This window comes from Desertibacillus haloalkaliphilus, from assembly GCF_019039105.1.
Classification (GTDB): domain Bacteria; phylum Bacillota; class Bacilli; order Bacillales; family KJ1-10-99; genus Desertibacillus; species Desertibacillus haloalkaliphilus.
The window spans coordinates 143,809-157,345 of record NZ_JAHPIV010000004.1; the positions used below are offsets into that span (position 1 = coordinate 143,809).

13 protein-coding genes are annotated in these 13,537 nt (G+C 37.2%); 3 read left to right on the plus strand and 10 right to left on the minus strand.

Annotated features, from left to right (window positions below; all coding sequences use genetic code 11):
• Positions 1-1,635 (minus strand): catalase, encoded by a 1,635-nt coding sequence (locus KH400_RS05980; protein ID WP_246589413.1) that lies wholly within the window; start codon positions 1,633-1,635, stop codon positions 1-3.
• A 553-nt stretch (positions 1,636-2,188) separates the two neighbouring features.
• Here KH400_RS05980 and cyoE point away from each other — a divergent pair.
• Complete coding sequence (cyoE, locus tag KH400_RS05985; RefSeq protein ID WP_217222902.1) at positions 2,189-3,103, plus strand: heme o synthase; 915 nt, start codon at positions 2,189-2,191, stop codon at positions 3,101-3,103.
• A gap of 47 nt (positions 3,104-3,150) precedes the next feature.
• Here the strand turns inward: cyoE and KH400_RS05990 are convergent, their stop codons facing one another.
• A complete protein-coding gene (locus KH400_RS05990) occupies positions 3,151-3,729 on the minus strand; it encodes a helix-turn-helix domain-containing protein (RefSeq protein ID WP_217222904.1) in 579 nt (192 codons plus the stop codon).
• Between the two features lie 99 nt (positions 3,730-3,828).
• Here KH400_RS05990 and KH400_RS05995 point away from each other — a divergent pair, with 99 nt between their 5' ends.
• Positions 3,829-4,818 carry a DMT family transporter gene (locus KH400_RS05995; protein WP_217222906.1) on the plus strand — a complete coding sequence of 330 codons (990 nt, stop codon included), beginning with the start codon at positions 3,829-3,831 and terminating at the stop codon, positions 4,816-4,818.
• Positions 4,819-4,925: 107 nt separating this feature from the next.
• On the opposite strand, the gene KH400_RS06000 is transcribed toward KH400_RS05995, so the two are convergent.
• From KH400_RS06000 to KH400_RS06020, 5 genes are all read right to left on the minus strand, one after another.
• Positions 4,926-5,573, minus strand: coding sequence for a hypothetical protein (locus KH400_RS06000; protein ID WP_217222908.1), 648 nt, complete (start codon positions 5,571-5,573; stop codon positions 4,926-4,928).
• A 347-nt stretch (positions 5,574-5,920) separates the two neighbouring features.
• Positions 5,921-6,292 (minus strand): iron chaperone, encoded by a 372-nt coding sequence (locus KH400_RS06005; RefSeq protein WP_217222910.1) that lies wholly within the window; start codon positions 6,290-6,292, stop codon positions 5,921-5,923.
• Positions 6,293-6,713: 421 nt separating this feature from the next.
• Positions 6,714-6,920, minus strand: coding sequence for a hypothetical protein (locus KH400_RS06010; protein ID WP_217222912.1), 207 nt, complete (start codon positions 6,918-6,920; stop codon positions 6,714-6,716).
• A 198-nt stretch (positions 6,921-7,118) separates the two neighbouring features.
• Positions 7,119-7,574 carry a hypothetical protein gene (locus KH400_RS06015; protein ID WP_217222914.1) on the minus strand — a complete coding sequence of 152 codons (456 nt, stop codon included), beginning with the start codon at positions 7,572-7,574 and terminating at the stop codon, positions 7,119-7,121.
• Positions 7,575-7,756: 182 nt separating this feature from the next.
• Positions 7,757-8,443, minus strand: coding sequence for a YczE/YyaS/YitT family protein (locus KH400_RS06020; RefSeq protein ID WP_217223142.1), 687 nt, complete (start codon positions 8,441-8,443; stop codon positions 7,757-7,759).
• A gap of 150 nt (positions 8,444-8,593) precedes the next feature.
• Here KH400_RS06020 and KH400_RS06025 point away from each other — a divergent pair, with 150 nt between their 5' ends.
• Entirely contained in the window at positions 8,594-9,469 is an 876-nt protein-coding gene (locus tag KH400_RS06025; RefSeq protein WP_217222916.1) for a LysR family transcriptional regulator, read from the plus strand.
• 123 nt (positions 9,470-9,592) lie between these two features.
• On the opposite strand, the gene KH400_RS06030 is transcribed toward KH400_RS06025, so the two are convergent.
• The 3 genes from KH400_RS06030 to rlmD all read right to left on the minus strand — a co-directional run bounded on the left by KH400_RS06030 (position 9,593) and on the right by rlmD (position 13,419).
• Positions 9,593-9,862: a DUF4190 domain-containing protein gene (locus KH400_RS06030; RefSeq protein ID WP_217222918.1), complete on the minus strand. Its 270-nt coding sequence runs from the start codon at positions 9,860-9,862 to the stop codon at positions 9,593-9,595.
• Positions 9,863-10,264: 402 nt separating this feature from the next.
• Positions 10,265-11,134 carry a fructosamine kinase family protein gene (locus KH400_RS06035; RefSeq protein WP_217222920.1) on the minus strand — a complete coding sequence of 290 codons (870 nt, stop codon included), beginning with the start codon at positions 11,132-11,134 and terminating at the stop codon, positions 10,265-10,267.
• A gap of 917 nt (positions 11,135-12,051) precedes the next feature.
• On the minus strand, positions 12,052-13,419 hold the full coding sequence (gene rlmD, locus KH400_RS06040) for a 23S rRNA (uracil(1939)-C(5))-methyltransferase RlmD (RefSeq protein WP_217223145.1): 1,368 nt from the start codon (positions 13,417-13,419) through the stop codon (positions 12,052-12,054).
• Positions 13,420-13,537 lie beyond the last annotated feature (118 nt).

A 13,537-nucleotide genomic window follows, 5' to 3' on the forward strand; every position in this document is an offset into this window, starting at 1 on the left:
TTAATATGGGTCAGCCTCGTGACTCTTCTTCACAGCATCTTTTGTAGCTTCATTAGCATCTAGTGATCCTTGACCATATTTCGATTGACCTGCTTCACGCCCCGGTACTGTGTTTTCCTTCTCCATATTCTCTATTTCTTTCATTTTCTGTTCGATTCCTTCCTTCACACGACGCCCATAATCTTCATCTGCTTGTGTGAAGTGATCAATCATCGCATCCTGTATTTTTTTATCACATACGGCAAGGGCTTCAGATAGATTATTGATCAGCTCTTCGCGCTCCCAATCTTCAAAGCTCCGGTATGTATCCCCCGCTTGTCCATAGTTATTCGGACGATCAATCGGTGCACTCATTGCTGCTGCATTATACGTTGGCTGGTGTGGTGGTTTATTTTCTTTACTTGCTTCCTCATAACCTCCAAGCATCGATGGCTCATAGTTAATATGTGGATTATCTCCAAACTCTTCTTTATCATGAATTGCCATTTGGCCACGATGTTGATTCGTGCGAACATCCGTTTTTGGTGCATTCACAGGTAACTTCAGATAGTTCGCACCAACACGGTAACGCTGTGTATCAGAGTAAGAGAAGGTACGACCTTGAAGCATTTTATCATCTGAGAAGTCCATCCCATCAACAAGAACCCCTGTTCCAAAGGCCGCTTGTTCAATCTCCGCATGGAAATCTTCTGGGTTGCGATCCAGAACCATGCGACCGACCGGTAGCCAAGGGAACTTATCCTCTGGCCACAGCTTTGTATCATCAAGAGGGTCAAAATCAAGTTCCGGATGATAATCATCCTCCATAATTTGTACAAAGAGCTCCCATTCCGGATAATCTCCATTCTCAATCGCCTCATATAAATCTTGTGTTGCATGACCGACATTCTTCGCTTGAATCTCATCCGCCTCATCTTGTGTTAAATTACGAATCCCTTGCTTCGGCTCCCAGTGATACTTCACTAGTACAGCCTCGCCTTTATCATTTACCCACTTATACGTATTTACACCAGAACCTTGCATGTGGCGGTATGTCGCTGGAATTCCCCATGGGGAGAATAGGAATGTAATCATATGTGTTGCTTCTGGTGTACGAGATACGAAGTCAAACATCCGCTCAGGATTCGGCACGTTTGAAGCAGGATCCGGCTTAAATGCGTGAATCATATCAGGGAACTTCATCGCATCACGAATAAAGAAAATTTTCAAGTTATTCCCAACCAGGTCCCAGTTACCTTCTTCTGTATAAATTTTTACCGCAAAGCCGCGTGGGTCACGAGCTGTCTCCGGAGAATCCTTCGCTCCTGCTACTGTGGAGAAACGAACCATTAACGGTGTTTTCTTTCCAGCACCCGAAAATACTTTAGCTCGAGTATACTTCTCTACAGGTTCGTCACCAACTTTTCCGTACGTTTCAAAATAGCCAAATGCTCCAGAACCTCTTGCGTGTACGACACGCTCTGGTACCTCTTCTCGATCAAAATGTGAAATTTTTTCTATAAAATGATAATTCTCAAGTGTCGCTGGTCCACGATCTCCAATCGTACGGATGTTTTGATTATCATGAACAGGTTGTCCTTGGCGTGTTGTCAGTGTTTCACGCTTCTTATCATCTCCATTTAAAGAAGCATTCATATCTTTTTTATCTGCCAAACTAAAACCCTCCTCAAATTTCATTACAGCTATAACTTGCATCACATTAGAAATTTTATACAGCACCACACCCTAAATTTATCCAATCATTTAAAGACTAACCACCATAACAGTTCAATATTTTCTCGAATCACTATAAAAATAGCATTAAAAAATTCGAAGATCATGGATTTAGTTGTCATATTTGCTCTATCAATTGAACCAACGATTATCAATAGACATTGGCGCGTAAAACAATAAAAAAATCACAGCTGCACGAGGTTCTGTGATTCAATACATTTTCAATTGTTAATTCTATCCCCCGTTCGTTCAAAACTTGAGATTTGCGATATAATCTATCACTCTAGGCGGTAATGATTACTAACTTCGAGATCTTCTATACAAAATTTAATCTTTTGGTAGTTAATGTTGCTGTACAAACGTCCTATACATTTGAGATAATTTACTTTATGCTAAAATATATAATCTCTTTCACAAAACTAGTAACATTTAAAAATAACTTTAATCTTCTAATACTAGAAAGTAGGGGGATACCTTGCTAAAAACAGAACAATTAACAAATACAGAACAACGCCCAAAACTAGATATCATTTCACAAACAATCAAAACTGGAATTATTAAATCTAATCTCATTACTATGTTTGCTGGTATGACGTTAGCTATATTCACTTATGAAGTCAGTTTCATAGATAAACTACCTGACATGGTACTCGCAATTCTAGGCACTATACTTGTAATAGGTGCAGCTGGTGCCTTTAATAATTTATATGATCGAGATATTGACGCCATTATGGAGCGAACAAAAGTGAGACCAACTGTCACGGGAATGATTTCGTTTAAGACTGTCTTATGGCTTGCTATTTTAATGTCTATCCTTGGAATTTTTGCTCTTTCACTTACTACACCTCTAGCAGGCTTGCTTGGCTTTTTAGGTCTTTTCTTTTATATAGGACCTTATACGATGTGGAGTAAAAGAAGAACCATTTATAATACTGAAATCGGTAGTATCTCGGGTGCGATGCCCCCATTAATTGGTTGGGCAGCTATGTATCCCGACATTACACACCCTGCGATTATCGGACTTTTCATTGTTGCTGTGATATGGCAAATGCCACATTTTTACGCGATTGCGATCCGAAGAAACGATGAATATAAAGCAGCCAGTGTTCCGATGTTACCCGTCATCAAAGGTGTTAGACGAACATATATACAAACGAATGTTTATCTTGTGATTCTCATTGCTATCAGTGTTTTATTTGGCACCTTAAGTCTAGGGCTTATGCTAGTAGCTTTACTCTTAAGTATAGCTTGGCTTATCTTAAGTATTTATGGCTATCATAAAATGGTTGCAGAGAAATGGGCGAAGGCTATGTTTATCTATTCTCTCATTCACATGACAATCCTGTTTTCAACGGTCATCATTTACTCAATCATTGGAATTTTATTTTAGAAAAAGAACCAAGTGACACGCTTATATGTGTTGATTGGTTCTTTTCTTTAATTGGGTTTAGTGTATGTCATAACAAAATGTAATACTGTGACAGAATCCGTTGGGTTAATATAAGCATGTTCGACATCACCATTAAACTTTATAGCGTCATACTCATAAAGATGGTGATATTCATCTTGTATTTTAATTTTTAACTCGCCTTCCATCACAGTCACATATTCGATCACTCCTATTTGATGAGCTCCAGGTGAATATTCACTATTGGGCTCTAGAAAAGCCCGATGTATTTCAAATGAACCGTAATTTGAAGTGTCAAATATCGATTGCAACGTACAAGCTCCATTGGTACTTACCACATCATTCCCTTCGTTTTTCCGTGAAACTAGCACTTCCTTATCTTCATTAAGTAATGTCGAAATTGGAATTGTAAGGCCGTTAGCTATTTTCCAAATCACAGATAATGATGGGTTTGCTTCTCCTCTTTCAATATTTCCCAATGTTAGTTTACTTACTTCAGTGATGGTAGCTAGTTCCTGTAAACTCATCTTTCGATCATGCCTAATTCTTCTAAGTGTATCACCAACCTGTCGGGCTAATTTTTCTGCATCATTTGATTTGTTGACCATGTCGCCAAACCTCCATATTCTTTTCTTCCCGTGGTATAATATAATAAACCATTAGTAAAATATATTATACTTTAATCAAATAACTAAAGGTGGTTTATCATGAAAGAAATATTAATTGGCATTTTAGCTTCTATGTTCTTTGCAGTCACATTTATTTTAAATCGTTCTATGGAGCTTTCAGGAGGAAGTTGGATATGGAGTTCATCCTTACGTTTCCTGTTTATGCTCCCTTTTCTATTGATCATTGTACTGTTACGGAACAATTTAAAACAAGTCCTATATGAGATGCTGAAACATCCCTTTCAATGGTTATGCTGGAGCTTTGTTGGATTTGTGTTATTTTACGCCCCATTAACTTATGCTGCGATTTATGGACCTGGCTGGTTAGTAGCCGGCACATGGCAATTAACGATTGTTGCAGGTGTTTTACTCGGTCCTCTAATGTATAATACAATCCAAACGAAAGAAGGACAAATTAAAGTGAGAAATGAACTACAAACAAGAGCTCTACTGATTTCATTTCTCATATTATGTGGGGTTGCCCTTATCCAGTTTCAAAATGCTAATCATTTAACATGGTCTGAAGTTGCAGTTGGTGTGTTACCAGTTGTAATAGCAGCATTTGCTTACCCATTAGGTAACCGAAAAATGATGGAATTATGTGGCGGGAGGTTGGATACATTTCAAAGGGTATTAGGAATGACGTTAGCTAGTTTACCGTTTTGGTTCGCCATTAGCGCTTTTGGTTTTGTAACAGTCGGTGCTCCTTCAACAGATCAGCTGTTGCAAACATTTGTTGTAGCCATTTGTTCAGGCGTTATTGCAACAACATTATTCTTTATTTCAACGGATAGGGCTAAGGGAAATCAAGGAAAATTAGCTGCCGTAGAAGCAACACAGTCTACTCAAGTACTATTTGTGATGATAGGTGAAGTGTTTCTCCTATCAACTCCTTTACCAAACGGATTAGCTGTCGTTGGACTTTTCATTATTATCCTAGGTATGTTTCTTCACAGCTACTCCACAAAAAACAAAAACAGTAAACTGAATACTATTCCATTATATAAAAGAGAACAACAGAAGCTTTAGCTTACGAAAGATGAATAATGTATAAATCGAAAACTAGGATGAACAGTGGTTTATCCTAGTTTTGCATCAATTTTTAAACAAATTTAGAACTATTGTTTACTATTAATTTAAAGTAACCTGGGATTCATATTCAACGCAAAATAACCTATCGCCAAAATAATTCCAAAGCCTAGAATACAATGCAAAAGAATCTGTTTCCAAAACAGTTCACCATCTCTATCTTTACGATAAACTTCCATTATTCTATATTGAACTTCGTCAACTTGCGGGGTGCTCCACCATCTTTTAAATGAGATTTTTATATTTTTTCTTTCTTCACCCAGGATTCCAGCCTCCACTTTAATTTTTGCTTTCCCCTCATAAAGATCAAATATCGTTTCATCAGCTTGAAAATCTCCCTTAATTTCATAAGGAATGGAACGTTGAGTTAGCTCTTTATTCAATAAGGACACCACCGACTCTTTTGTCGTTTCATAAATAGTTACTTCTTTACCATTAAAATAGAATCTAGAAAGCAAACCTACAACCAAAATCCCTATTACCACTCCATACATAATAAATGGATCAACACCTAAGCTTCCCACATAAAAAAATGGTACAATCGAAATCAAAAGCATGAGGACAAAGACTATTTTTGACTCTATCACTACCCCTCTTTGCTTCTGAATTCTATAAGCGGAATAAAAGAAATATAGTCCGAGTATGAATCCAGCACAAACTATAAATATAAATTGTAAATATAAATCATCACCCATACTACTGCCACCTCATTTTCCTATAGAAGGCAAAGGAACGTTTTTTGCTGTTCTCTCTGTACATTCCTTCACAATCATATACATATACTAACATAAATGACACAAACATCCTTTTGATATATGATCATTCAATTTGAGTGGACTAAAATATAAATTAAAATTCAGCCGAGGGTCCACATAGAGTGGGAATCGGAACGCAAGAAAAAACACAGCTACTCAGTGTAGTGGCTGTGTTTTTTAGTAGGGTCAGTTTTAATGACAACTTAGATGCAGTTTTATTAAATCAAAATAGTAATCAACTTTTTCAAGATAGGAAGCTTATTGTTAAAATATAATTTGTATTTTATCTAATCTCGCCAAAAAGTCGTATATTCTGCTTTATCTCGAATATTAAATTCAATGATTTTCTCAAGCAAATCGTAATTTACTTGCTTATTCCATGCAATTCGAAACAAGCCTTTGGTAGCGCTGTAGCCAGCTTGTACAATATCATCAGCAAAATGCGCTATACCTACTTCTTCAGGTGAAACGCTCATATGATGCTTTGCTGTGGAGAAACCAATTATAAATGTGCCGTGATCAGAAAACATTGGCGTATTCCACTTTATATGCGGTTCCAAATGTGGGAATGTACGAGCAACCCATGACAATACACCCTCAGTTCGGTCGCGGTGATCTGGGTTTTCGATACCTGCTAAATACTTCGAAAAAATGTCCATATTATTCTCCTTTACTATTATGCTATCGTCACTAAAGTGTTGAGTATCTTTGCTCAACGTAGGATTTAAAACGCCAATGCCTTGTCTTGCTCTTGTACGAATATACTTGTTACAATTATTTTTGTTTTCGCCCCCATTCGAATGATATTTGCTAAGTATGATGCCCTGACAACAATAGCTAAAAGACAATCCACATATTCGTCAGAAGTTCCTGGTTCGAATCTCTCGTAACACTTTAGTAGTATCTCGAAATCAAGTCCTTGATAAACCTGTCACTTACAAAAAAGCGACCGCACATGTTCTGCACTCGCTCCCGTTTACTATATTTCGTACTCGTATGTTTTTTTGTTGTTCCACTCACTAACCATTCGACGCTTAGGAGTTGCCTCCTTGGCCACTCCTTGTTTGACTTCATCCTATCTTATTCCATATTACAGTGAAAGTAAGTCATTCTTAGTCCAGATTTTTCAATAATTGGAAGACCACCCATATCAAAACAACTGTTAGCTGCTTCTGTCACTTCTAAATAACTAAAATAAGATTGGCTAGCTATTATGACCGCAATCGCAAGAAAAGCAATCGTTCCTATCATTACTAATCCCTGTACTGGTGTCATCTTTTTATCCATCCCATATAGATACCTTCCTAACTTCAAACAATGATTTTAAAGCCAAATGAACATAATCACCTGAAGAACTACTCTCAAAATTAAGTAAGCTTTTAGTATACAGTCGTTATTAGCTTAACATTGATTTCTTTCTTTTGAAAAAAAAAACGTTCCTGCTTATAACAGTAACGCTCACGTTTGCAAGATAAGGATATAAAATTATTTTGCAAATTTATAAAAACTAAATAAAAATACTGTTTGAACCACAAGAAAAATCAAAGCGCCAAAAATAGTTAGAAAAAGGAATTTGATCAGTGATACGTTAATAAAATTAACCCCAAAAAAGACAACAGCAACGATCACCCCACTAATAACTCCGAGCACCACGTAAGCTGTTACCATGATTAGAATTCCTCTCATCCCCTTCAGATTAAAGTTATGGAGAACTAGACGATCAATAACCAAAGAAAGGCTTACACCTAATATGATAAAGATAAAAAAGACTGGTACAAAATTAAAAGCAAATAAACCACTAAAAGAATAATATCCAACATCAGAAACCCTATCAGCTACTGGTGTATACGCTGCCCAAGCTAGATAAAAAGTAAAAGCAACTGCCGAGACAATTGCTACCATTATTTTAATAAGGATAAGGTTGTAACCCTTGTGCAACATTTTTCTACCTCTTTTCTTCCCCTCAGTTTTCCCGTATACCATTATGGCAGGTATAACTGGCAAGAGTTAGAGGAAAAATAAAAAAACAACTGCCCAGCTGCGCTTCTTCATGTAAAACAGTGGTTACTTTCTCGTTACCATTTAGGCATGTGCAATCTAATCTGGTTATCTTGTTTCTTCATTTATGCATTTTCTTTTTGTCTACCCTTAATTGCGATTTCTTCTGTTGCCTTCTCCGTTTTAAATACCCAGTTTAATAGAGTGTCTCGGTAGCGTGGGATCATCCACCCTAATATTTTGCCAATAAAATAGGCAGCAATGATTGTACCAATGCCGATTGAACCTAATGATTGGATGAAAATTAAACATATTGCACCTGCCACACAAACATTGATTATATCCCCTGAGATTTTAGCTTTACTAAATACGATCTTAAATCTCTCACTAATTACCTTCGTTAACGCATCATAAGGCATGAGTGGAAGTTGAGCCGTTGTATAGCCCAATAAGCCGATTGATACAACGAATAAACTAACAATTAAATAGACAAATTGAGCAAAGACGGTTTCAGGTGTAGGGAATAGTCGTATGATGAAAAGCGTTACATCCATGAAGAAGCCGAATAAGAACGCAATAATGAGTTGGCCTGCAAATTCATTAAGCACTACACGTTTGCTAAAAATGACTTGAAAAATAATATATAAAACATTTGAAAGTACAGTTGTTACACCAATTGATAGGCCAGCCGTTAACGTAGTTGCATAAGCAAGTGAGGACACAGGAGAGACCCCTAATCCTGCTTGAATCGACAAACTCACGCCTAGCGACAAAACAAATAAACCCAACACGTATAGGCTGGTTTGCCTCATAGTTCTACCCATGATTCATAAAACCCCTCACTTTCTATTAACACCATAAAAATAATTATTAAGGTTAAATATAACACCGATTTTAAGATATGAATAATATATATATGGTAAACTAATCATATATATATTATATGATGAAAGGGGATATACATGGACATTCGACAATTAAACTACTTTAAAGAAATCGTAAGACAAGGTAGCATCTCAAAAGCAGCAGAAGTACTTCACATTGCACAACCACCACTTAGTCAAGTATTAAAAAAGCTTGAAACAGAACTTGGCACGACATTAATTCATCGTTATCGAAAGAAATGGGAACTTACAGAAACAGGAAAGTTATTGTATCAATATGCGGAAGACATGTTAATTCGAATGGAAGATGTAAAGCAGCAAATTCAGGACATTGAACAAAATACGGCAGGAACAGTATGTATTGGTGTGTCCTCTGCATGTTCGAATATGCTCATTGACTATATCAGTATGTTTAGAGTGCAATTTCCAACGATTAAAATTAGTATCGTTACAGGGAATTCAGCAGAGATCTTAAAAAAACTGGAACAAAGAGAAATTGACATCGCCTTGGTTTTACGATTGGAACATAGTGGCCAGTATAAAATGAAAAAATTGAAACAACAGCCAACCGCTGTGATTATCCCCAAAAGTTGGGCAACATCATTTTCATCTCAACATATAACCTTAGAACAAGTAGCCCAATTCCCTTTGGTTATGCTAGGAGCGATGGAAGGACATTCTTTTTATAAAGACCTTCTTCATGCGTTTAATAAACATCATCTAAAGCCGAATATTATCATCGAGTGTAAGGATATCAATATGATCGTTGCGCTAGTAAGCAGAGGCTTAGGCTTATCTATTATTCCAAAAATGAATTATACATCACATTTTCTAGGACAAACAACGCTTTACGAACTGAAACAATTTGACTTTAGCGTAGAGCCTGTTTTTTTAAAACTAAAAGATACTCCTACCTCAAAGGCAGCTACCCAATTTTGGGAGTGCGTTGAGTGAACCAAAAGATCGTAGTATTTCGTCAAGGATGTATTTCTTTGCAATAATAACTGTAGCCTGTAAAAAAGTTTCCTAACCAAAAAAGGAATGCTCTATGACTCTAGCATTCCGTACAATTAAAGCTCATCCAAAATAAGAGAATGTTGCAAAGTACATAATTAAAAGGGTAATGAGAAGTGCATGAATACAAATCCCGACGATACTAAATACCATTCCAGCAACCGATAAACCTTTCCCACCTTCATTTTTCATTTGTATTTCTTTAACACTTTTTCTTGCAACTATCAGACCAACAATCCCAATAATCAGACCAGCATAGGGAATGACTAATGATAATATACCAAATGTTATGGATGTAACTGCTTTACTATTTGTTTGTATAGTGGACGTCACCTAACCGCCTCCAACCGTATAAGAAAATCCGGATCAACCAGTTGAGAAAATGAAAGCATCTGTGTATTTCATAAAGTTAATTATTTTCTATGTTTTTCTTGACCAATCTTTCTGTTTCTCAAAAATCCAAAAATCACAAGCGTCATTAGGAATATAAATAATAGGGTGAATAAAATTGCATAACCAATTTCTTGATTGGTATAATTTCGATAAGCATATATTCCCATTGAAATAGCACTCACTATTAAAGATAGAATTATGAATGGGTGAATTTTCACTTTATTCAACACCCCTCACCCCATGTAGTAGTTTTGCATCCTTCAACCATACCCCCCTCTAGAAAAATCGCTTCTATAAAAACAAAGATTAGATGGAAAATATTAGAAATGTTTAACATATCTTCTATCCCACATACCTATTTAAGATATGATCAACTGAATGACCATATGACTCGCCAAACATATTTACATGTACGAGTAAATAATATAGTTGATAAAGAGGTTTTCTTGTTTCATATTCGTCAGCGAGAGGGTACACCGAAGTATACGCCTCATAAAATGTTGTAGAAAACCCACCAAATAATTCAGTAAAGGCGATTTCGAATTCATGATCGCCAAATAAGACAGATGGATCGATCAAATAAGGTCTACCCTCTTCCCCAATAAGCCAATTTCCACCCCATAAATCGCCATGCAGGAGGCTAGGCTGAGGATGATCAGGTACCCATTTTTCAAGCTGTTCTAACAACAAGAGTAATAGGGTTTCACGTCGACCTGTAATCGTTTGTCTAGCTCGTCCTATCTCTAATTGCCCCCTCAGTCGAAAATCACGGTAATAAGTCAGCCAGTTGTCTACTAATTGGTTGTCTTGTCTTAATTTCCCGATATATCCATCACGCGTATATCCATATCCAGGAACTTTACATAAATGCATGGCAGCAAGTTGTTCCCCTAATAAGGCTTCTGTGCTTGAACGCTTTGTTCCATCAACCCATTCTAGCCACAACATATGTATTCTGGACTGATCATCTACAGTATTCATGAGTACGTTAGGGACAGAGATCGTATTCGTCTTAGCTATGCGTTCTAACCCTTCAGCTTCAAAATCAAAAAATGAAGCATCAACGTCCCTATTTAGTTTGACAAAATATTCATTTTCCTTACTTCGTACATAATAAGCCTCATTTATGTCTCCCCCAGCAACGGGACGAAGTTTTTGAAGCTTACCGTTCGGCTCTAATCGTAAAAGGAATTTTCCAATGATTTCCTTCATATCATCATCCTCCTTCTGATTCCCAACTAGACAACCTCTTTCAAAAACTATATAAATCGTTCGCAAAGGTTTATTGCATTGGGACAATAGTAAAAGGACGAGAAAAAGCGAATTGCACTTTTACTCATCCTTATTAGCATGATTTTCTTATTATTTTTTCCTGACGGTATAATGCGTCGCATAAGCCTCTTCAATTTTAGGATTACCTGATTTACTAAATCGAAGCCTTTTGTTTTGGCCTCCCCATGCGTTATAAGCGGTCCAAGAAGGTTTTAAGCCTAAGCTTAAACAATAGGACCTGAATTCTTTCATAAGAAAACTAAATTGTGCTAGGTTCCCTCTTATGACCCGTTCTAAATAAAAAACGTTACCTTTTCGCCAGCTCTTGTAATTTTCTTCAGTTAGTTTATTTAAATAGATGAACACATCTATTGCACTCAAAGATCCTTTTCACTACAGCTAACATTAACAGCTTTTTTTACTTTTGCTGAGAGTTCCCTTCTATTGACTTTGTTTCACAACCCCTATATTTATTCCTAATAGTAGTCTATTACAAGCTTAACATACCACACAATAGCTATTTGCTTCAGCACTGATCTCGTACGGCACCAAATGCAATGGTTGATTCATTAACAAACCTCGTACAAATCCATTACATTCACCATTTTTGTATAGACGGGGTCCAATCCCATCTCTATGGGTTGTATGGAGGTATAAAATATTACCAAGACGAACGGAAGTGTCAACATGTACTTATACTTAACAAAATGTTCGAAAAACGAATATCTGCTTATAAAGCACTTGGGTATAACGAAGAGAAAGCATTGAGAAACATGTCAGATGATGAACAAATGAAATTGTTTTAGTAAAAATGAGCCCCATCATTAGGATGGCGGCTCATTTCATTACAAACTGTCTTACTTTTTCAACTCCAACAACGCAACACTTTCTACGTGTACCGTTTGTGGGAATAAATCTACAGGCTGTACGACTTTTAGTTCATACCCAAAAGCCTCTAGCTCTTTAATGTCTGTTGCAAATGTATCTGGGTTGCATGATACGTAAACAATTCGACCTGGTTGAGCACGTCCAATTCTTCTCATTACTTTACCACCTGCTCCTGAACGAGGTGGATCTAGTAACAGTAATTCTGGGTGCCCAAAGCTTTCTAACATCTGATCAATGCCTTTTCTAGCATCCTTGGCTAAAAACGTAGTGTTGTCTAACCCGTTTTCTGAGGCATTACGCTTAGCCGATTCAATAGAGCTCTCAACAATCTCTATTCCAGCAAGCTTGTCTACTCTACTTGCAAAAGGTAGTGAGAACGTCCCAACACCACAGAATAGGTCAATCACCTTTTCAGTTTCCTTTGGCTCTGCCATTTCTAATGCTATATCCACTAACTTCTGGGCTTGTGTTGGATTCGTTTGGAAAAACGTATCGAACCAGAGGCGGAAGCGATAGCCTGCGATCTCATCATAGATAAAGTCTCTTCCTGACAATACGTGAGTTTCTTCTGACTGCGTACGATCAGCCCAGTCTGTATTCTCAAGCCATAACAAGCTTTTCACTTGAGGAAACTTATCCTCAATTCGCTTGACTAGTTGATCAACTGCTTCTGCTAAATGTCCTTCTGGTGCTTCTGTTGCAAAAAGACCTAACATCATTTCTCCAGTGATAAATGACTGCCTTACCATAAGGTGACGCAGTAATCCTTCATGCTCGTCTTTGTCATAACCTTTTAACTCGTATTCTCTTACCCATTCAGCTACTTCCATCGCAGCATCAACCATATCCTTGCCAGCAATTAAACACGTTTCAAGCGGAATAATTTTACGCCAGTTCCCTTGCTCATGCAGCCCTAATGAACCTTCAGGAGAAAAGGTAAACTCCATCTTATTTCGATAATGCCACGGCTCATCCATCCCAATCGTATCTAACACTAGATCTGAGTCAAACCCTTGAGATTCGACTGCCTCTTTCACATGATTCGTTTTTGCTTTTAATTGCCCACTATATTGCCAGTGCTGCCATACACAACCTCCACATTTTTGGAAGTGAGGACAAGGTGCCTCGATTCGTTCGTCATGAGCTGTTACGATTTCATCTGGCATAACCTTCCATCGTCTTCGGCTAGGCTGAGCGACCGTTACACGAACCTCTTCTCCTGGAAGAGTTTGCGGGATTGTTAATTTTAGCTTTTTTAGATTCCCTTTCTCATTTTCACGCCAAACGTTAGCTCGGCCTGATCCTCTATCATCAAGTGTGCGAATTGTAGCAACCATTGTTTCTGCAGTCACTTTATTTTCCTCCTTCGACAACTCCTATTTATTAAAAGGATAACCAAAAATTCTTTATCCAAAAAATATCATATTCTACCTAGTATAAAGGAGGAAAGCTCAA

Coding starts and splice junctions, on each gene's coding strand:
- KH400_RS05980 (WP_246589413.1), bottom strand. CDS start 1,635: ATGAATGCTTCTTTAAATGGAGATGATAAGAAGCGTGAAACACTGACA.
- KH400_RS05990 (WP_217222904.1), bottom strand. CDS start 3,729: ATGGTCAACAAATCAAATGATGCAGAAAAATTAGCCCGACAGGTTGGT.
- KH400_RS05995 (WP_217222906.1), top strand. CDS start 3,829: ATGAAAGAAATATTAATTGGCATTTTAGCTTCTATGTTCTTTGCAGTC.
- KH400_RS06000 (WP_217222908.1), bottom strand. CDS start 5,573: ATGGGTGATGATTTATATTTACAATTTATATTTATAGTTTGTGCTGGA.
- KH400_RS06005 (WP_217222910.1), bottom strand. CDS start 6,292: ATGGACATTTTTTCGAAGTATTTAGCAGGTATCGAAAACCCAGATCAC.
- KH400_RS06010 (WP_217222912.1), bottom strand. CDS start 6,920: ATGGATAAAAAGATGACACCAGTACAGGGATTAGTAATGATAGGAACG.
- KH400_RS06015 (WP_217222914.1), bottom strand. CDS start 7,574: ATGTTGCACAAGGGTTACAACCTTATCCTTATTAAAATAATGGTAGCA.
- KH400_RS06020 (WP_217223142.1), bottom strand. CDS start 8,443: ATGAGGCAAACCAGCCTATACGTGTTGGGTTTATTTGTTTTGTCGCTA.
- KH400_RS06025 (WP_217222916.1), top strand. CDS start 8,594: ATGGACATTCGACAATTAAACTACTTTAAAGAAATCGTAAGACAAGGT.
- KH400_RS06035 (WP_217222920.1), bottom strand. CDS start 11,134: ATGAAGGAAATCATTGGAAAATTCCTTTTACGATTAGAGCCGAACGGT.
- rlmD (WP_217223145.1), bottom strand. CDS start 13,419: ATGGTTGCTACAATTCGCACACTTGATGATAGAGGATCAGGCCGAGCT.